This is a genomic window from Clostridium sp. CTA-17 (assembly GCF_054767895.1).
The window spans coordinates 43,518-64,308 of record NZ_BAAABF010000006.1; the positions used below are offsets into that span (position 1 = coordinate 43,518).

At 28.9% G+C, this 20,791-nt stretch carries 20 protein-coding genes; 18 read left to right on the forward strand and 2 right to left on the reverse strand.

What is annotated here, in order from left to right:
- The first annotated feature begins 18 nt into the window (after positions 1-18).
- From ACYUCG_RS10710 to ACYUCG_RS10750, 9 genes are all read left to right on the forward strand, one after another.
- Positions 19-744, forward strand: coding sequence for an ABC transporter ATP-binding protein (locus ACYUCG_RS10710; protein ID WP_283703871.1), 726 nt, complete (start codon positions 19-21; stop codon positions 742-744).
- Positions 737-2,335: a putative ABC transporter permease subunit gene (locus ACYUCG_RS10715; protein WP_460268597.1), complete on the forward strand. Its 1,599-nt coding sequence runs from the start codon at positions 737-739 to the stop codon at positions 2,333-2,335. The genes ACYUCG_RS10710 and ACYUCG_RS10715 overlap by 8 nt, the downstream gene beginning before the upstream one ends.
- Positions 2,336-2,558: 223 nt before the next feature.
- Positions 2,559-3,563 (forward strand): alpha/beta hydrolase fold domain-containing protein, encoded by a 1,005-nt coding sequence (locus ACYUCG_RS10720; RefSeq protein ID WP_460268598.1) that lies wholly within the window; start codon positions 2,559-2,561, stop codon positions 3,561-3,563.
- A 158-nt stretch (positions 3,564-3,721) separates the two neighbouring features.
- Positions 3,722-5,287 (forward strand): MutS family DNA mismatch repair protein, encoded by a 1,566-nt coding sequence (locus ACYUCG_RS10725; protein WP_460268599.1) that lies wholly within the window; start codon positions 3,722-3,724, stop codon positions 5,285-5,287.
- Between the two features lie 14 nt (positions 5,288-5,301).
- Positions 5,302-5,988: a FadR/GntR family transcriptional regulator gene (locus ACYUCG_RS10730; RefSeq protein ID WP_057230463.1), complete on the forward strand. Its 687-nt coding sequence runs from the start codon at positions 5,302-5,304 to the stop codon at positions 5,986-5,988.
- Between the two features lie 233 nt (positions 5,989-6,221).
- Positions 6,222-7,745: an L-lactate permease gene (locus tag ACYUCG_RS10735; protein ID WP_460268600.1), complete on the forward strand. Its 1,524-nt coding sequence runs from the start codon at positions 6,222-6,224 to the stop codon at positions 7,743-7,745.
- Between the two features lie 94 nt (positions 7,746-7,839).
- Positions 7,840-8,628, forward strand: coding sequence for an electron transfer flavoprotein subunit beta/FixA family protein (locus tag ACYUCG_RS10740; protein ID WP_460268601.1), 789 nt, complete (start codon positions 7,840-7,842; stop codon positions 8,626-8,628).
- A gap of 12 nt (positions 8,629-8,640) precedes the next feature.
- The gene (locus tag ACYUCG_RS10745) at positions 8,641-9,834 is read left to right on the forward strand and encodes an FAD-binding protein (RefSeq protein ID WP_415319495.1); all 1,194 of its coding nucleotides are present in this window, start codon (positions 8,641-8,643) and stop codon (positions 9,832-9,834) included.
- Between the two features lies 1 nt (position 9,835).
- The gene (locus ACYUCG_RS10750) at positions 9,836-11,236 is read left to right on the forward strand and encodes an FAD-binding oxidoreductase (protein ID WP_240297525.1); all 1,401 of its coding nucleotides are present in this window, start codon (positions 9,836-9,838) and stop codon (positions 11,234-11,236) included.
- 83 nt (positions 11,237-11,319) lie between these two features.
- On the opposite strand, the gene ACYUCG_RS10755 is transcribed toward ACYUCG_RS10750, so the two are convergent.
- Entirely contained in the window at positions 11,320-11,718 is a 399-nt protein-coding gene (locus ACYUCG_RS10755; RefSeq protein WP_003457995.1) for an HsmA family protein, read from the reverse strand.
- 363 nt (positions 11,719-12,081) lie between these two features.
- On the opposite strand from ACYUCG_RS10755, the gene lepB reads away from it, so the two are divergent.
- Entirely contained in the window at positions 12,082-12,591 is a 510-nt protein-coding gene (gene lepB / locus ACYUCG_RS10760) for a signal peptidase I (RefSeq protein ID WP_060794807.1), read from the forward strand.
- Between the two features lie 23 nt (positions 12,592-12,614).
- Positions 12,615-13,127, forward strand: coding sequence for a hypothetical protein (locus tag ACYUCG_RS10765; RefSeq protein WP_415319493.1), 513 nt, complete (start codon positions 12,615-12,617; stop codon positions 13,125-13,127).
- A gap of 115 nt (positions 13,128-13,242) precedes the next feature.
- Here the strand turns inward: ACYUCG_RS10765 and ACYUCG_RS10770 are convergent, their stop codons facing one another.
- Positions 13,243-14,022 (reverse strand): DeoR/GlpR family DNA-binding transcription regulator, encoded by a 780-nt coding sequence (locus ACYUCG_RS10770; RefSeq protein WP_415319492.1) that lies wholly within the window; start codon positions 14,020-14,022, stop codon positions 13,243-13,245.
- A gap of 191 nt (positions 14,023-14,213) precedes the next feature.
- Here ACYUCG_RS10770 and ACYUCG_RS10775 point away from each other — a divergent pair, with 191 nt between their 5' ends.
- Genes ACYUCG_RS10775 through ACYUCG_RS10805 form a run of 7 tightly spaced genes read left to right on the forward strand, consistent with a single transcriptional unit; the run spans position 14,214 to position 20,666 of the window.
- Complete coding sequence (locus ACYUCG_RS10775) at positions 14,214-15,617, forward strand: rhamnulokinase (RefSeq protein WP_460268602.1); 1,404 nt, start codon at positions 14,214-14,216, stop codon at positions 15,615-15,617.
- A 34-nt stretch (positions 15,618-15,651) separates the two neighbouring features.
- Positions 15,652-17,481: an L-fucose isomerase gene (locus ACYUCG_RS10780; RefSeq protein WP_460268603.1), complete on the forward strand. Its 1,830-nt coding sequence runs from the start codon at positions 15,652-15,654 to the stop codon at positions 17,479-17,481.
- A gap of 29 nt (positions 17,482-17,510) precedes the next feature.
- A complete protein-coding gene (locus ACYUCG_RS10785) occupies positions 17,511-18,167 on the forward strand; it encodes an L-fuculose-phosphate aldolase (protein ID WP_415319489.1) in 657 nt (218 codons plus the stop codon).
- A gap of 4 nt (positions 18,168-18,171) precedes the next feature.
- Positions 18,172-18,609, forward strand: a complete 438-nt coding sequence (locus ACYUCG_RS10790; protein WP_415319488.1) for a PTS sugar transporter subunit IIA — start codon at positions 18,172-18,174, stop codon at positions 18,607-18,609.
- Positions 18,600-19,073, forward strand: a complete 474-nt coding sequence (locus ACYUCG_RS10795) for a PTS sugar transporter subunit IIB (RefSeq protein WP_415319487.1) — start codon at positions 18,600-18,602, stop codon at positions 19,071-19,073. The genes ACYUCG_RS10790 and ACYUCG_RS10795 overlap by 10 nt, the downstream gene beginning before the upstream one ends.
- Before the next feature lie 16 nt (positions 19,074-19,089).
- Positions 19,090-19,866 (forward strand): PTS mannose/fructose/sorbose/N-acetylgalactosamine transporter subunit IIC, encoded by a 777-nt coding sequence (locus ACYUCG_RS10800; RefSeq protein ID WP_460268604.1) that lies wholly within the window; start codon positions 19,090-19,092, stop codon positions 19,864-19,866.
- Entirely contained in the window at positions 19,863-20,666 is an 804-nt protein-coding gene (locus tag ACYUCG_RS10805) for a PTS system mannose/fructose/sorbose family transporter subunit IID (RefSeq protein ID WP_011009739.1), read from the forward strand. The genes ACYUCG_RS10800 and ACYUCG_RS10805 overlap by 4 nt, the downstream gene beginning before the upstream one ends.
- The last annotated feature ends 125 nt before the right edge of the window (positions 20,667-20,791 follow it).

The window sequence follows — 20,791 nt, forward strand, 5'->3', positions numbered from 1 at the left end:
TTAAGGAGGGTTAAGAAAGTGATTAATTTAAAAGGGGTAGACAAGGAGTATACACAGGGAGTAAAAGCTGTAGATAATTTAAATCTAGAAATTAAAGATGGTGAGATATTTGGTATATTAGGACCAAACGGAGCTGGAAAGACTACTACAATAAGTATGATTACGGGAATAGCAGATCCTACTAGTGGAGAAATAAAAATAAATAATATTGATATAAATAAGAATCCTGTAGAAGCTAAAATGCAATTTGGATATGTTCCTGATAGTCCAGATATGTTTTTAAGATATAAAGGAATAGAGTATCTTAATTTTATGGGAGATGTTTATAATGTTAGTGAGTCAGATAGAGAAGACAGGATTAAAGACTTAGCTAAAAGGTTTGAAATGACTAATGCTTTGGGAGATAAAATTCAAAGTTATTCTCATGGAATGAGACAAAAAATAATAATAATGGGTGTTTTAATTCATAAGCCTAGTATTTGGATATTAGATGAACCTTTAACTGGATTAGATCCAAAATCTTCTTATATATTAAAAGAGATGATGAGAGAACATGCAAGTGAAGGGAATACTGTATTATTTTCTACACATGTCTTAGAAGTTGCAGAAAAGTTATGTGATAGGGTAGGCATAATAAAAAAAGGGAAACTTATTTTTGTAGGTACATTAGAAGAGTTAAAAGAAGAATTTAAAGGTGATGAATCACTAGAAAAAATGTTCTTGGAGATTACTGAAAATGAATAGAATTAAATTATTATTAAAATATTTTATAGGAAACTCTTTTTATAATGCTTCTAGTAACATAAAATCTAGAAATCTAGCTATAGTTATGTATATCTTAATAATAATAGGAATATCTACACCTATAGCTAATATGATAGATTCTATGTACCCTAACTTTGCTAGTATTGGACAAGAAGGATATCTTCTTTCAATTATATTTTTAATTGGATCACTAACTTTATTAGTTTTAGGAGTTTATGATATTTTAGATTCATTTTTCTTTTCACAGGATATAGAACCCTTAATGCCATTACCATTTAAAAGTGGTGAAATAATGATAGGGAAATTCATAACATGTTTAGTGGATATGTACATTTATTTAAGCATTACAATAATTCCTTTAATATCTTTTGGATTAAATGCTAAAATAGGATTTTCTTATTTTCTTATGATTATTCCAGTTTATTTATTCGCTCCAATTATAATAGTAATATTTTGTATATTAATAACTATGATTTTAATGAGTTTCATAAATGTATCTAAATATCAAAATACTTTTAAAATAATATTTGGTACATTAGGAATAGTCTTAATTTTAGGAGTATATTCTTTAAATTCAACAGGATTAAATTCAGAGAATGTTTCAGTGGCATTAAGAAATAAAACAGCATTGGTAGACTTAACTAATAAAATATTCATAACTACCACCTTTAGTGTAAAAGCATTAATTTATAGCAATTCTCTAAAAGGATTATTAAATTTAGGCCTTTTAATTGGTATATCAATAGTAGCTTTAATAATTGCATATTTCTTAGGAAAATCAATGTATAACAAGATACTAAGTAGAAATTTAAATGTATATAGCGAGAGAAGGAATATACTAGAAGATAATAAGGATAAGGTTGTTGTAAGGAGTTCAGTAAGAAAAGCAATGGTATTAAGAGAGCTTAGAACAATATTAAGAGATCCAAGTAACTTTATAAACTGTGTTGTTATGATTGTTTATATGCCTATATTTATATTTATTTTCTTTATAAAAGGAAATATTTTAGCAGGGGATACTCAGTTAGCAAAGGATACAATAATAATGGCATCTACTTTTATAGTTACAGCCTTAACCATAGCAGGTAACTCAGTTGCATCAACAGCCTTAAGTAGAGAAGGAAAAGAAATATTTATATCAAAATACATTCCAGTAGATTATAAGGTTCAGATTCAATCTAAGCTTATAGTTTCTTTCATAGTAAATGGATTAGTACTTATATTGGGAATAGCTATATTAATTTATTTAAAGTCATCTCCATTGGTTATCGTAATGAGCTTATTAGTACAAATGGGAACAATAGTCGCAATATCTTTATGGGGAATGATTCTAGATTATTTATCACCTAAGTTAGAATGGACAGATACAAAGAATTTATATAGTAAGAATTTTAAACCTTTATTAGTAATGTTAATTTGCTTAGTAATAGGAGGATTTAATATATGGTTAATTGTTACCCAAAGTCCAATAATAGTATTTTTAATAGACATAAGTATTCTGTTAATAGTAAGCTTAATTTTATATAAAATTCTTATGAAAAAGGGATTAGAGGCTTATAAAAGGTTATAATATAATAATTTATAAAAACGTAACCTTTTTATAAATAATAAAATAAGTATATTTGATATTATTTTAGTAAAGAACAAATTAAAATTTAAAAGTTTTAATTTGTTCTTTTTAAATATATATAAATAGCTTAAGATATGTGTAAATATTATTAGATATTCATAAGGATTTAAAGTGAATATTTAAATGAAATATAGGCGAAATTTAAATTAGATGGAGGGAGAGAATGAAAAAGTTTTTTAAAGTATTAGGAATTATATTATTGAGTTTAATAATTATAATGGGAGCTTTAGCTTATTATTTTAGAGGACAAATAGGTTTTTATATAAATATAGGAAAAGAGTATTTAGAGTTAAAGGAAAATCCACCTAGTATTGAGGACTTAAAGAATATTAAAATGAGTGAGGATATGGATTTTAAGGATGTAGTTTATAAAGATACTAATGGCAAAGCTCAGACTTTAGATATTTATGGACCAGAAAAGAAGTTAAGACATGGGTCACCAGTAATTCTTTATATTCATGGAGGAAGCTGGGTTTATGGAAACAAAGAAATACCAGATCTTATAGCACCTCTTTTAGATTCTTTTAGGAAAGAAGGATACACCATAATAAGTGTAGGGTATGAACTTGCTACTGATAATGTTGATTTTAAGAAACAAGCTTCAGATGTTAAGGATGCCATAAGATGGGTTTATAAAAATAAAGAAACTTATGGATTTAACACTGATGAAATAGGAGTTATAGGGGCTTCTGCTGGGGCACACTTATCCTTGTTAGCCACATATAGTGGGGAAGATGAATTTGTTGATGATAAGGAACTCTCTAACTATCCATCAAAGGTTAAATATGTTGTAGATTTTTTTGGTCCAACTGAACTTAGTACCTTAGACATGACTATGGCTTCATGGGATTTAAATAATTCAATAGAGAAAACTGAAAAGCAATTAAGAGGGGAAGAAAGTATAACAGAATATATGGATAAATATAGTCCAATAAATTATGTTAAGCCTAACTTACCAAAGACTTTAATAGTTCATGGACGTCAGGATAAATTGGTTCCATACAGTAATTCAATGGATTTATATAATAAGAGTAATGATATGGGTAATGATATTCAAATACTTACGTTAGAAAATAGTGGCCATGATTTTTCTCAAGTTGATGTAAATGAAGTATTTGAACTTGGGTTTAAAGTTTTAAACTTTATACTTTTTAATACTAAGTTTTAATATAAAGATAAATTTTTATATATTTTAATAATTACTTATTATATAAGTTTTTTTAAATTAAAGTTTATAAATTATATGATAATTGGTTCAAATTTCACTTTTATTGTAAAAGAAGATATAATAAAACCATCAAATTTTTTTAGGGTAAGGAGTTTTCTATGGATAAGAGGTTGTTAAAAGTATTAAAGTATGACTATGCAGTAGAAATGGATAAAAAGAGAAACTTAAAAGCCATAAGAACACTATATGATATGAACGAAAAAGAAGAATACCATATAGATGAACAAACATGGCATGATTTAGATTTAGATAAGGTTTATTCAAAATTAGATAGAAATTATAGTAGCTTAGGAGAAGCTGCACTTTATTCAATGCTTAGAAATCCTTTGAATGATGAAAAAAAGTTAAACAATAGAAGAGAAGAAATAGAGTATTTTAAAGAAAACGAAGAAGTAAGATTTAATATTATGGGGATATTTTTTGAGTTAGGGAGGGATAAAAAGAATAGCTTATTAGATATGATTAATGAAAAGCTAATAGAATCTAATAAGTTTAAATATTATTTTTATACAATTACGGGAAAGATTTTACCTTTAATATTAATACTTACTGCAATCTTTGTAAGCCTAAGTGCAATGCTTGGATTAATGGCGGTAACCTTCTTTAATATTTATGTAAATAGTAAGGAAAGAGACAGAATTAAGGCAAATGGACTTATGTATTTAAGAAGAGTAATAAAAGCATCTAAGCAGGTAGTTAGAATTAATGATAAAAATTTAGAGGACTTTAATATAAAGATAAGAAGAGACTTAAAAGATTTAAAATCAATAGATAGAAACACTAAAATGATTAGCTTTATTAATATGTGGGGGGGAGTATTTGAATTTACGTCAGTATTATTTTTGCTAGAAGAAACTGCATATTATAAAATTGCTGATTCTATAGAGAAAAATAAAGATTCAATTTTAGGCCTTTATAAAACATTAGGTGAAATTGAGGCAATTATATCTATTGGAAGTTATGAGGAAGAAAAAAAGGACAAGATAACTAAACCTAAATTCATAAAAGAAACAACATTAGAGATAAAAAATGGAATACACCCAATTATAGAAAATCCAGTGGCTAACTCCATAAATATGAGTAAGAGAGGAATTGTTCTTACTGGAACTAATATGTCAGGTAAATCAACATTTTTAAGGATGTTAGGAGTAAATATGCTTTTTGCCCAAGCCTTTAATTTTGTTTTAGCAGAAAAATATGAGGCTCCAATATTTAATATAGTTACTTCAATTAGTCCAAATGATGATTTAAGTATTGGTAAAAGTTTTTACATGGCTGAAGCAGAATCAATTTTAAGAATAATAAGAGCCTTAGATAAGGATTTACCAGTATTTTGTGCAATTGATGAGATTTTTAGAGGAACAAATCCAATAGAGAGAATATCAGCTTCAGCAGAAATTCTTACTTATATAAATAATAGAAACAGTATTTCTATAGTTGCAACTCACGATAGAGAATTAGTTGACATATTAAGAGAAAGTTATGAGTTTTATTATTTTAGCGAAAATGTTGATAGCAAGAATGGATTAAGCTTTGATTATAAGCTAAAAAGAGGAGTATCTAAAACTAGAAATGCTATAAAGTTACTAGAATATATAGGTTATCCAAAAGATATAATAAACAAGTCATATAGAAGATCAGAAAAGCTAGAAGGCTTTATTTAGAAAGGATTGTTAGGATGTTTAAACCAGTTAAAAACATGAAAGTTTATGAGCAGGTTGTTGATCAAATAAAAGAAATGGTTAGAGTAGGACAGATAAAAAAAGGAGATAAGCTTCCTACAGAGAGAGTTATGGCAGAAGAGCTTCAAGTAAGCAGAACTTCTATAAGAGAAGCTATGAGAGCTTTAGAGGTTGTAGGATTAATAGAGAGTAGACAGGGAGCAGGTAATTATATAAGGGAAGAGTTTGATGATGTATTATTAGAACCGCTTTCAATAGTATTTATGCTTCAAAATGGAACTAATAAAGATATTTTTGAATTAAGAGAAGTTTTAGAATTGTCTACTATATTTTTATCTGTAATGAGAATATCTGATGAAGAATTAAAAAAGCTTGGTGAACTTGTGGAGAGGTTTAAGACATCTAGGGATGAAGAAGAGAATGTTAAAATTGATAGCGAATTTCATAGCATAATTGTTAAAGGAGCAAATAATGTACTTATAACTAATTTGTTAGAAGGTGTATCTGAATTAGTTGATAAGTTCATAAGTGAAGGAAGAAGAGCTATTTTAAGTGATGAGGGAAATAGAGGAAAGCTATTAGATTTTCACGAAAAAATATATTTAGCTATAAAAAATAGAGATGCTTATTCTGCATATAAACATATGCAAGAGCATTTCCAATTAATAAAGGAAAATATTTAGTAATAGAAACTTTATCTGAAATTAAAGTAAATTTTAACCTATTATAAGCCTATATAATAACTGTAAAAATTGACTAAAATATCTAAAAGGTATAAGGTTAAATTAGGGTATAAAAGAGACTTTTAGTAATAAATATCAATATAGCATATTAAAATAATATGCTATATTTTATAAAAGAAAATTGGTCATACCAAAATTTGTGGTATAAAAGTTTATTATGAGGGGTGAAAGAATTGAATACGTATCTTATGTTTTTTCTTGCTCTTATACCTATAATAATTCTAATTATAGGTTTAGGAGTTCTTAAAATTCCAGCTCATAAAATATGTCCTATAGCTTTAATAATTACCATTTTACTTTCCATATTTATTTGGAAGATGCCTACTATAGATGCCTTAACAGCAGCCTTAGAAGGTATTGCCTTAGGAATATGGCCAATAATGATAGTTATTATAGCAGCAGTATTTACTTATAACTTAGTAGTTCACACAAAGGCTATGGAAGTAATCAAATCAATGTTAATAAGTGTTAGTGATGATAAAAGAATTTTAGTTCTCATACTAGCATGGGGATTTGGAGGCTTTTTAGAAGCTGTAGCAGGCTTTGGAACAGCTGTTGCTATTCCAGTTGGAATAATGGCAGCCTTAGGATTTAATCCTTTTTTTGCCTCTGTTATATGTTTAGTGGCTAATACAACTCCCACAGCCTTTGGAGCAATTGGTCTTCCTGTTATAACCTTAGCTAATGTATCAGGAATTCCTATAGAATCCTTAAGTTATTATGTAGTACTACAATTATTTCTCTTTGTGGTATTAATCCCATTTGCCTTGGTAGCTTTAACTGAAAAAAGTTTAAAGGGGATAAAAGGAGTCTTTGGTATAACTTTAGCCTCTGGTCTTTCCTTTGGCATAGTTCAAGTCCTTGTAGCAAAATTTTTAGGACCTGAATTACCAGCAGTTTTAGGATCAATAGTTTCTTTATTAGTCACAATTTTTATAGCAAAAAAATTCTATAAACATAATGAAGAAACAAAAAGAGAAGAAAAGTTTGAATTAAAAAGTGTCTTAGTAGCCTTTTCACCATTTATATTAATATTAGTCATAATAATAGGAATTAGTCCTTTATTTCCAGGCTTATATAATAAATTAAGCGAAGTAAGGACATCAGTTAATATATACACTGGTGTTGGCGCTAAACCATATACTTTTGTATGGTTAACAACTCCTGGAATATTAATATTAATAGCTTCTTTTATTGGAGGGTTTATACAAAAAGCCTCTTTTAAAGAAATGGTAGAAATTTTATTAAAGACGATTAAACAAATGAGTAAATCTACTATAACCATACTTGCAATAATAGCTCTAGCTAAGGTTATGGGCTATAGTGGAATGGTTGCATCTATAGCAACAGTATTAGTTATGATAACAGGTTCATTTTATGCTTTTATAGCACCTTTTATTGGAGCTTTAGGGACCTTTGTAACAGGAAGTGATACATCTGCTAATGTATTATTTGGTTCTCTTCAAGCTGAGGTGGCAAATTCTTTAGGAATAAGCCCAGCATGGCTAGGGGCAGCGAATACTTGTGGGGCAACTGCAGGTAAAATGATATCTCCTCAAAGCATAGCTGTGGCCACTGCGGCAACAGGACTAGCTGGTAAAGAAGGAAAGATATTAAATTCAACATTAAAAGTATGTATAGTATATGTAATTTTATTAGGTTCAATAAGCTATTTAGGAAGCCTAATTTTTGTGTAATTTTTGAAAACGTTTGTTGATGTTTATTAATTAAAGTCTCAATTATTAAAGTATTAAAAATTAAAGGATTTATAAAGGGAATGGAGTGATTTTTATGAAGATTATGGTTTGTATTAAACAGGTTCCAGGAACTTCAAAGGTTGAGGTTGATGAAAAAACAGGGGTTTTAAAGAGAGATGGAGTAGATTCTAAAATGAACCCTTATGATTTATATGCTTTAGAAACTGCATTGAGGATAAAAGAAAAGAAAGATGGACATATAAAAGTTATAAGTATGGGGCCACCACAAGCTAAGGCAGTAATAAAAGAGGCTTACTCTATGGGAGCTGATGAAGGAACCTTAGTTTCAGATAGAAAGTTTGCTGGGGCTGATGTTTTAGCAACTTCATATACATTATCACAAGGAGTTAAAAAATGTGGAGATTTTGATATTATTCTTTGTGGAAAACAAACTACAGATGGAGATACAGCACAGGTTGGACCAGAAATGGCTGAATATTTAGGAATTCCTCATGTTGCTAATGTTAGAAGAATATTAGATGTTAATGATGATTTTATTAAAGTTGAAATGGATATGCCTAATACAATAGAGGTACTAGAAGTAAAATATCCTTGTCTTTTAACTGTAGATAAAGATATTTTTCAACCTAGATTACCTTCCTATAAAAAGAAACTTGAAACAGATGAAAGAGAAATAAATGTAATATCTTTAAATGATTTTGAAGATAAAGATGAGAAAAAATATGGTTTAAATGGGTCACCAACTCAAGTTGAAAGAATATTTCCACCAAGCAATAATGATGATCATGAAATTTGGACAGGAGATTCATCTGAATTAAGTGAAAGAATGGAAGATAAATTAAGAGAGCTTAAGTTTATATAGGGGGTAAGAGTTATGGGAAGATTAGTTGTTCATCAAAATAAAATAGAGGATGCAAATAGTGTAATAAAAATTTGTCCCTTTGGAGCTATGGAAATAGTTAATGGGAAAGTTGAAATAAATGCAAGTTGTAGAATGTGTAAGGTATGTGTTAGAAAAGGACCTAAGGGAGCCTTTGAGTTTGTTGAAGATGAGAATAAGGTCTTAGTAAATAAGGATGAATGGAAAGGTATAGCCGTTTATGTTGACCATGTAAATGGAGAAATTCATCCAGTTACCTTAGAACTAATAGGAAAAGCTAGAGAATTAGCTGATAAGGTTAATCAAAAAGTTTATTGTTTATTTATGGGGAATGGAATAAAAGATAAGGCCGGAGAGCTTTTACACTATGGAGTAGACGAAGTTATTGTATATGATTATAAAGAGCTTGAAAACTTTAGAATTGAGCCATATACAGCTGTCTTTTATGACTTTATAAACAAGATTAAACCTTGTTCAATATTAGTAGGAGCCACTACATTAGGTAGATCATTAGCCCCAAGAGTAGCTGCTAGATGTAGAACAGGACTTACAGCAGATTGCACTATACTTGATATAAAAGAAAATACAGATTTAGTTCAAATAAGACCAGCCTTTGGTGGTAATATTATGGCACAAATAGTAACTCCAAATTCAAGACCTCAAATGGCAACTGTTAGATATAAAGTTATGTCTGCTCCTGAAAGAAATGAGGAATGTACTGGAGAAATTAAGTACTTTGAAATAGAAAAGGACAAATTAAAATCAGATATAGAAGTTAAAGAAATTAAACAAAAACCTAAAGAACATAGTATATCAGATGCTGAGGTAATAGTAGTAGCTGGTAGAGGAGTTAAATCAGAAAAAGATTTAGAAATAATAAAAGAGCTTGCTGATTTATTAGGTGGAGAGCTTGCAGTTACAAGACCTCTTATAGAAAATGGATGGGCTGATGCTAATAGACAAGTTGGATTAAGTGGAAGAACAGTAAGACCAAAACTTATAATAACTTGTGGAGTTTCTGGAGCTATTCAATTTGTAGCAGGAATGAACAATGCAGATTATATATTTGCCATAAATAAAGATGAAAAAGCACCTATATTCAAGGTTGCTCACTATGGAGTAGTCGGTGATATTTATGAAATTGTTCCTAAACTTATTGAAAAAATAAAAGGGGAAGGGGTGCTTTAATATGAGTTATAACAAAATAAATGAAAGTGGAATTGAATTTATAAAAGGAATAATAAATGATAATGAAAGGGTATTTATTGGAGAAGAAATAAGTGAAGATTATTCTCATGATGAGTTAGGTTCAGAAAAACATATGCCTGATATTGTTGTTAAGGCTATGAATAGAGATGAAATTGTAGAAATAATGAAATATGCAAATAATAATAATATTCCTGTAACAGTAAGAGGAGCTGGTACTGGACTTGTTGGAGCAGCAGTTCCAATACTAGGAGGAATTTTATTAGATTTAAGTGGAATGAATAAAATATTAGAGTTAGATGAAGATAACTTAACTCTTACAGTTGAACCTGGAGTTCTTATTATGGAAATAGCTAAATTTGTTGAGGAACATGATTTATTTTATCCACCAGACCCAGGAGAAAAAACAGCAACCATAGGGGGTAATGTTAGTACAAATGCAGGAGGAATGAGAGCTGTTAAATATGGAGTAACAAGAGATTATGTAAGAGGAATGGAAGTAGTTCTTCCTAGTGGAGAAGTATTAGAGCTTGGTGGAAAAGTTGTTAAAAATAGTTCAGGATATAGCTTAAAAGATTTAATTATTGGATCAGAAGGAACATTAGGAATAATAACAAAAATAGTATTAAAACTATTACCACTTCCAAAGAAGGTAATAAGTCTTTTAGTTCCATTTAATGATTTAGAAAGTGCCATAGAAACAGTGCCTAAAATAATAAAATCAAAGAACATTCCAACAGCTATAGAATTTATGCAAAGAGATTTAATAATATCAGCAGAGGAATTTTTAGGAAAGAAATTTCCTGATAGCTCATCAAATGCTTATTTAATATTAAGCTTTGATGGAAACTCAAAGGAAGAGGTTGAAGGATATTATGAAAAAGTAGCTGATATATGTTTAAAAGAAGGAGCTTTAGATGTATTTATATCAGATACAGAAGAAAGACAAGAATCAATATGGTCAGCTAGAGGAGCTTTCTTAGAAGCCATAAAGGCATCAACAAGTGATTTAGATGAGGTTGACGTTGTTGTACCAAGAAATAAGGTAGCAGAGTTTGTAAAATTCACTAATGAAGTAGAGAAAAAACTTAATGTTAGAATAAGAAGTTTTGGACATGCTGGTGATGGAAACTTACACATTTATATATTAAAGGATGAATTATCAGAGGATGAATGGCATAAAAAACTTAATGAAGCTATGGAAATACTTTATAGAAAACAAAGAGAACTTAATGGACAAGTCTCTGGAGAACATGGAATAGGCTTAGCTAAGAGATTATATCTAAATGAATCCTTAAATAAGGCCACAATGGATATTATGAGAGGAATAAAATTAGCCTTTGATCCAAATAATATTTTAAATCCAGGTAAGGTTTGTGAATAAAATAAATTAAAAATTTAATTAGCATATAAAAGTTAATAATAAAAACACTCCTTTTAAACTAAGTTTAAAAGGAGTATTTTTTATTATGATGTCATTCCGATATACATACCTACAAAGTATGGGATAAGCCATATGAACCAAACTACTAAACTGAATTTGTGGAATATAGCTTTTGCTTTTTCACTACCTCTGTTTAAAACAATTGTTGCCCAAACAGCATGTATAAGCATTAAAATAATAGCAAGCATACCTGTTGATTGATGTATTAATAAATCAGTTGGAGTAATACCTTTGTCAGTTCCTGCAGCAACGATTCTACTCATTGTATAAGTTCCAAGAGTATCGCATACTAAACCACACCAAAAGATTATTACATGTTTTTTCTTTAATATACCTGCTCTATGCTCGCTCCAAACACCAATTGTATAAAATATTAGTGCTAATGTTATAAATATAATAGCTGGAATTAATAATTTAGGCATAAAAAAACCTTCTTTCTTAAATTAGAATAAAATTTTATAGCCTGTCCTTAAGTTGAAGTTTTCATATATTAAAAGAAATCTAAAGTTTGGATTTACTTTAATATGTGAAAATTAATTTTCATTGTGGACTAGGTTCATATTAATAATAACATATTTACAAAAAATTCATAGACCTAACGAGAAAGTTTTGTTTACAATTTGTTTAAAAAATAAAATTTATTTTTAATTCAATATATTTATCTAATTAAAATTAATTTTTATAAGAATAATTTGTATTTTAAAAGAAATTAAAGAAAAAAATGTATTTAATGATATAATAGATGTAATTATAATAAAAAATTAGGTTTAGAAAGGAGAATAGAAATGTCTAAAAATTTAAAAGAATACGTAGTTATTATTTTTGCAGCAATAGTATTAACAATTCTTATAAATAAATTTTTACTCTTTAAAATAGTAGTTCCAACTCCATCAATGGCACCAACTATTGAGCCAGGAGATCAACTTTTTGCTACAAGAATACATAATTTATCTAAGATGGAAAGAGGAGATATGATAGTTTTTTATTCAAAGGAATTTGATGAAAGAATGATAAAAAGACTAATAGGATTACCAGGAGATAAGGTGGAAATAAAAGAGGATGGAACAGTGAATGTAAATAATGAAAAGTTAGATGAGCCTTATATAAAATACCCAGGTGGGAAAGTGAATATGAATTTTGAAGTTCCAGAAGACAAATATCTTTTATTAGGAGATAATAGAGATAACAGCAAAGATGCAAGGTATTGGAGTGATAAATATATAGATGGTGATGATATATTAGGAAAAGCTCAAATAACAGTATGGCCTTTGAATAGGTTTAACTTTGCTAACTAAATAATAAGATTAAGGGGGTTACTATGAGCACATGGCTATTTATAGATTGCTTTCTTTTAATATTAATTATATGGTGGATTTATGATCTACTTAAAGGAGAATTTTTAATTAATAAATTAGGGGCAAAGGCGAGTTTTAGATGGTTAATTGGAATTTTAATTACTACTATAATAGTAATTATTATTACATTTCCTTTAGTAAAAAATACATATGAAATAAAAACTTTTATTAAAGGCTCAAGATTAAATCAATATATATCAAGTTATAAATTATCTGGATTTAGAAACTCTACTGTTATAGCAAAAGGTAATAATAAATTTAAACAATTAGATAATGATTTGAAATTTGAATATATGGATTCTGTTAGAAAAAACATAATTTCTATTGTTTCATCTAATTATGGAATTGGCGATGGTGGATATATTGAAATTCATGAGATGATTTCAGATATGAAAGTAGAAGTTGATGTTGGAGAAGATAAGTATGTAACTAAAGGAAGCACTTTGAAGTTAAATGGAAAAGAAATATATAAATAGAATTTAAATTAAAATATGACAGTAGATAGTTTAGTGTAAAAAGCAATACTACCTACTGTTTTTTACTTTTTAATATCTAATTATAGAGAAAAATAATGATAGTTTTATACATTGTTTAAGATATATCTGTATCACTAATCCATTCAATATCTAAAGCTTCTGCAGCAGTTAAGATTTTTGGGCTTGGAAGTTTATCAGATATAATTGCTTTATATTTTTTTAAGTCATTAATTTTGAAAAAACCAGTTACTTCAAATTTTGAACTATCTATTAGCAATATAGTTTCTTTTGCTTTATCTATTATTCTCTTTTTTGAAACTGCTTGACTAAGACTTACTTCATATACATTAGATTCATCAATTCCCCTTGCTGAACAGAAAGCTATATCAACATTAAAGTGATTAAGTAATGAATTTTCAATATCTAAGTTAACTACAGAAGAAGAGAAGTGCTTTACTTCTCCACCGGTTATAAAGATTTTCATTGTTGGATTCCCGTATTCTGCTAGTCTTAAGGCTGTATTTAGCCCGTTTGTAAAAATTATAAGGTGTTCAATATCACATAAAAATGGACATAATTCATATACTGTAGTGCTAGAATCCAAATAAATACACATTCCAGGTGCTATAAAATCTTTTGCAAGTGAAGCTATAGTTCTCTTTTTGATTACGTTTTCACTTTCTCGTAAAAATTGAGATGGTTCTACAGTGTTGAACTTATTTAAAATGATTTCTCCATGTAATCTTTTAATTAAACCTTGCTTTTCAAGAAAAATAACATCTCTGCGTATAGTAGAAATACTAGAAAAAGTAGATTTAGCTAAGTCCTTAATTTGAATTCTTTTTTTATTTTGAATAATATTAGTTATTTCCATTAACCTATCTTGTTTAAGCATAATGGATTCCCCCTACCATTAAATATATTTATACATTTAAATTAGCACATTTTTGAACAAATTTGAACTTTTTATTGTAAAAAATTGAAAGGTTTTCAACGTTATGTTCATGTATTGAAACAATAAGTTTAGGCTTAGTATAATAATCTTGTAAAACAAATTGGAAAAAATTATTAATAAGGAGAAGTGGCATGGGGAGTGTGTTAGCAGTTGATTTGGGAGCTTCTTCAGGAAGGGCAATTTTAGGTGAATTAAAAGATGGAAAGATAGCCTTAAAAGAAGTAAATAGATTTCCCAATAAGCCAATTTATAAAAGAGGGATTCTAAGTTGGAATACAGATTATTTATTTTCTGAGATTAAAAAAAGTATCATGGAAGCAAAAAAAGTTGCAGAAGTTGAAAGTATTGGAGTTGATACTTGGGGTGTAGATTTTGGTTTGTTAGATGAATATGGAAATTTAATTACCTTTCCTGCTAATTATAGAGATAGTAGAACAAAAGGCATTTTAAAAAGGGTTGCTAGTCTATTTTCTTTAAAAGAGCTTTATAAGATTACAGGAAATCAAATAATGGAGATAAATACATTATTTCAATTATTAGCATTAAGAGAAAAGAATCCAGAATTATTTTATCAAGCTAAAACTGTTTTATTGATTCCAGATTTATTTAATTATCTATTGACTGGTAAAATAGCTACAGAATGTAGTATAGCATCAACAACTCAACTTACTGATCCTCATACAAAAAAATGGTCAAAAGAAGTTTTAGATAGTTTTGAATTATCTAGTCAAATGTTTCCTGAAATAGTTAACGAGGGAAATTTTCTTGGGACAACTAAATCAGAACTAGGATTAGGAAGTATAAAAGTTATAAATGTTTGCCAACATGATACTGCTAGTGCTGTTGTAAGTGTTCCTTCTGAAAAAAACTTTTTATTTGTTTCATGTGGCACATGGTCTTTGATTGGTACTGAGTTGAATGAACCTATACTCAATGAGCAGGCAATTAAGTTTAATCTGACTAATGAAAGTGGACATAGTGGAACAACTAGATTGTTAAAAAATTGTACAGGCCTTTGGGTAATACAGGAATTAAAAAGGAATTATGAAGAAGAGGGGATTAACTATTCTTACGAAGAAATAGCTAATATGGCTAGTTTAGTTTCATGTAATGAATGTATAATTGATACCGATGATGAAAGTTTTCTAGAACCAGGTGACATGAGAGAAAGAATAATATCATATGCTAAAAAAACAAATCAAAAAGAACCAAAGGAACCAAAAGAATTCTTTAGGTGTGCTTATGAAAGTCTAGCTTATAAATATAAAGAAACAATTAAAGAAATTGAGATGATTACAAATAAAAAGTTTGAAGAAATCTATATAGTTGGTGGTGGTGCTAAAGCAACATTTTTTTGTCAATTAGTTTCAAATATAACAGGAAAAAAAGTAATAGCTGGACCAGGAGAGTCTACTGCAATTGGAAATATTGTAATTCAATTAATTGCATTAAAAGAAATTAAAGATGTTTCAGAAGCTAGGAAAATAATTTCTAATTCCTTTAACTTAACTAATTATATTCCAGATGTGAAATAAATAAGGTTATTATTTTTTTAATTAATAGGAGTAAATGGATATTATTAAATTATTTCTATGCAAAGGAGTGTGTAAGGTGAAAACGTATCCAAGAATAGGTATTCGTCCAACAATAGATGGACGTCAAGGTGGAGTTCGTGAATCATTAGAAGAAAAAGCTATGAAAATGGCTCAGGCAGCAAAAAAATTAATAGAGAATTCTCTTTATTATGCTGATGGAACTCCAGTTCAATGTGTATTAGCAAGTAGAACAATTGGAGGTAGTGGAGATGCTGGAATTGTTCAACAAGAGTTTACAGGAAAAAATATAGTAGCCACATTATCCGTAACTCCTAGTTGGTGTTATGGAACAGAAACAATGGATTTTGACCCAAATACAATTAAAGCTATATGGGGATTTAATGGAACAGAAAGACCAGGTGCAGTTTATTTGGCAGCTGCAATGAGTGGATATGCTCAAAAAGGAATTCCTGCTTTTAAAATTTATGGCCATGATGTTCAGGAGTTAGATGATGATACAATTCCTGTAGATGTTCAAGAAAAAATACTTTCATTTGCAAGAGGGGCTATTGCTGTTGGTCAGATGAAAGGTAAGTCTTATGTGAATATTGGGGCTTCATCTATGGGAATTGCAGGTTCACAAGTAGATATAAGTTTTTTTGAAGACTATTTAGGAATGCTAGTTGAGTTTGTTGATATGACAGAGATTTTACGCCGTATTCATTTAGAAATTTTTGATCCAATAGAATATGATAAAGCTTTAAATTGGATTAAGGCTAATTGTCGTGAAGGCATAGATATAAATGAAGGAAAAGATTTACCTGATATTGTGAAAAAATCAAAAGTTATTCCAGCGGATAAGGATTGGGAGTTTATTGCAAAACAAGCTATTATTATTCGAGATATTTTATATGGTAATGAAAAGTTAGGAGATTTAGGTTGGGAAGAAGAGGCAAGAGGTAGAAATGCTATAGCAGGAGGATTTCAAGGACAAAGACAGTGGACTGATTGGTTACCTAATGGGGATTTTACTGAAGCGATTATGGCTTCTACCTTTGATTGGAATGGACCTAGACAGGTAACAGCTTTTGCTACTGAAAATGATACATTAAATGGTGTTTCCATGTTATTAGGAACATTACTTACTAACAAAGCACCTATTTTCTCTGATGTTAGAACTTATTGGAGTCCAGAGTCTGTTAAGAGGGTAACAGGAAAAGAATTAACTGGGAAAGCTAAAAATGGAATTATACATCTTATTAATTCAGGGGCATCTGCTTTAGATGGAACTGCAGCTGCAAAAGATAAAGATGGAAATAGAACAATGAAAGAGTTTTGGAATATGACAAATGAAGATGTTAAGTCATGTTTAAAAGCAACAGATTGGTGTAGAGCTAATTATGAATATTTCCGTGGAGGTGGATTCTCATCACATTTTAAAACAGAGGCAGAATTACCAGTTACATTAATAAGAGTAAATTTGATTAAAGGTATTGGACCTACATTACAAATTGCTGAAGGATATACTTGTGTAATTGATGAAGATATACATCAAATTTTAGATGAAAGAACAGATAAGACTTGGCCTACTACTTGGTTTGCTCCTAATTTAGGGGAATGTGGTTTTGAAACTGTTTATGATGTAATGAATCATTGGGGAGCAAATCATGGAGCATTTGTCCATGGTCATATAGGATCTGATTTAATTACTTTAGCAAGTATGTTAAGAATTCCAGTTACACTTCATAATGTACCACGTGAAAGAATTTTTAGGCCAAATATTTTTGAAGGAGCGGGAACAAAAGCTTTAGAAACTGCTGACTTTGAAACATGTAGATTATTAGGGCCACTTTATAAAAAATAGACTTATGGCTATGAAGGGAGTGACAAAACATGATAATGGAAAAAGAAAGAAAGAAATTAATAGAATATGGTAAAAAATTAGTTGTTGAAAAGTTAACAAAAGGAACAGGTGGAAACCTAAGTGTTTTTGATAGAAATTTAGGTTATATTGCTATTACTCCTTCTGGAATTGATTTTTTTGAAATGAAAGATAAGGATATTGTGATTTTAGATTTAAATGGGAATGTAGTAGAAGGGGAGAATCTTCCTTCTAGTGAATGGCAAATGCATTTAAAATTATATAAAACTAGAGAGGATATTGATGCTGTAATTCATGCCCATACACTTTATTCTACAGTTTTAGCATGTTTACATGAAGAATTGCCAGCAACACATTATATGATTGCAGTAGCTGGTAAAAATGTAAGAGTTGCAAATTATGCTACTTATGGAACAGAAGAATTAGCAGAAAATGCAGCAAAAGCTATGGAAGAAAGAAAAGCTGTATTATTAGCTAACCATGGAATTTTAGCTGGATCAAATGATTTGTTGAATGCTTTTAATATTATAGAAGAAGTTGAATATTGTTCAAAGATATACTGTATTTCTAAAAGTATTGGAGAGCCATTTATATTGCCAGATGATGAGATGGAATTAATGGATAAAAAATTTACTTCTTATGGCCAGCGTAAATCTAAGGAGGCATAGAAATATGAGTAAATATAAAAATGGAATATTAGTAGTTAGTCATGGTCCATTAGCTTCTGCAATTGTAAGTTCGGCAGAAATGATTTTTGGAAAAATATCTGATGAAAGATTAGAAACATTAACATTAGATGTGGGAGCAAATGTAGATTTATTCTATGAAACAATGAATGATTTAGTTGAAAATTTATTGGTGAATAATGAAAAAGTTATTATATTAACGGATTTATTAGGTGGCACACCAAATAATACAGCTTTAAAAATAGCAATAGAAAATGAGAGAGTTTATGTTATAACAGGATATAACTTAATGGTGTTAATTGAGATTTTCTCTAATATTGATAATGAAATAGATAATGATAACTTGATTAAAAGTGGAAGAGATTTTTTATTGAATTTTAATACTATTGTTGTAGAAGAGGAGGAAGAGGAAGAATGGCTATAGAATTTTTGAGAATAGATGATCGTTTATTACATGGACAAGTTGTAACAACCTGGATTAAAAAATATGAAATTGAGCAAGCAATTATTGTTAGTGAGGATGTGTACAATGATAAGCTTAGACAAACAATTTTAAAAACAGCAGCACCAGCAGGAATTAAAGTAGTATTTTTTAACCCTGAAAAATTTATTTCTGCATATCATAAAGTTCCTATTAAGCGTAGAACAATGCTACTTTTCACAAATCCAAAAGAAGTATTTGAATGTTTAGAGGGAAAAGTTAAATTTGATTATTTAAATGTTGGAAACATGAGTAAGACAAGTTTAAATGAGAAAATCACAGCAGGAGTTGCTGTTACAGATGAAGATAGAAAGTATTTTAAGAATATTATAAATAGTGGTGTAAAAGTTGAGATTCAAATGGTTCCAAATGATAAGAGTGAAGATATGAAAAATTATATTGATTGAGGAGGGAGTGTATTAAATGATAATACAAATGCTTTTAGTAACAGCTGTTGCTGTTATAGCAACAATTGATTATAATGGACCAGTTTTAATGTTATATAGACCTCTTATTGCAGGTTCGTTAGTTGGATTAGTATTAGGAGATTTTCAACAAGGTATGATAATCGGTGCAACTCTTGAACTTATGTGGTTAGGTGTTACAGCTGTTGGAGGATATACTCCACCAGATACAATTTCAGGAGCTATTGTAGGAACAGCATTAGGAATTTTATCAGGACATGGAGTTACTGCTGGTGTTGCAATTGCAGTTCCAGTTGCAGTTGTAACTCAACAATTGGATGTATTAGCTAAAACTGTAGATATTTATTTTGTAAAAAAGGCTGATGAAGCAGCTCAAAAAGGAGATCCAAGTAAAATTGGATTATATCATTATTCAAGCTTAGTATTAATTGTTTTATTTAAAGTTGTACCTATTTTTGCAGCATTAGTATTAGGTGGAAACTATATTAAAGATTTATTTGATAAAATTCCACCAGTAATTATGACTGGCTTAAATGTTGCTGGAGGTATGTTACCTGCAATTGGTTTTGCTATGTTATTAAATATGATGCTTAAAAAAAATATGTGGCCATATTTAATAGTTGGTTTTGTATTTTCAGCATTCTTAAATTTATCAACAATTGGTATAGCTTTATTAGGTGTTGCAATCGTATTCTTACTTTCAATGAAATCAAATTCAGTTCAAATACCTAATGATACGTGTAAAGTTGAAGAAGAGGAGGTTTTAGATCTATGAATAAAAATGGTTTAGAGAAAAAAACAATAAATAAAGTCTTCTGGAGAAGTTTCATGTATGGTGCCTCTTGGAACTATGAACGTATGCAGAACTTAGGATTCTTATATACTATACTACCTACTTTAAAAAAGATTTATAAAGATAAAAAAGAAGATATGAGTGTTGCTATGTCAAGACATTTAGAGTTCTTTAATACACATCCAACAGCAGCTCCATTTATTTTAGGAATTACATCTGCATTAGAGGAGCAAGAAAAAAATGAAGGAGATCAAAGTATTAGAGGTATAAAGGTTGGTTTAATGGGGCCTTTAGCTGGTCTTGGTGATAGTATCATTGGGTTAACTTTATTACCAATTATTTTTAGTGTTGGTGCTTCCTATGCAAAGGCAGGTAATCCACTAGGTATATTTTTAGCTTTATTTTTAATTAATGCTATCAATATTCCACTTAAATATTTTGGTTTAAAATTTGGATATGAAAAAGGTGCAAACTTTATTCAAAGTCAAAAAACTAAATCTAATTTAGAGAATATTACTAATATGTCAATGGCATTAGGTTTAATTTTAATAGGAGGATTAATTCCTCAATGGGTTGGTGTTAATTTTGCATTTGAATATATCCAAGGAGATTTAGTTGTATCATTACAAGAAACTTTAAATAAGATTATTCCAGGTGTAGTACCATTACTTTTAACATTAGGTCTTTATAAGTTGGTTAAAAAAGGAAAGAATCCTGTTGTAATAATTTTTGGAGTAATGATTGTATCTGTTTTATTAGTTTGGTTGAATATTTTAAAATAATAAACTGTTTTAAAATTTTCTTTTATTATTCATATAGATAATAAGGTGAATCTATATTAAAAAATTATATGTAGTTTTATAGATGAATAAAAATAAATATTATTAAAATTAAAGTTATAATAAGG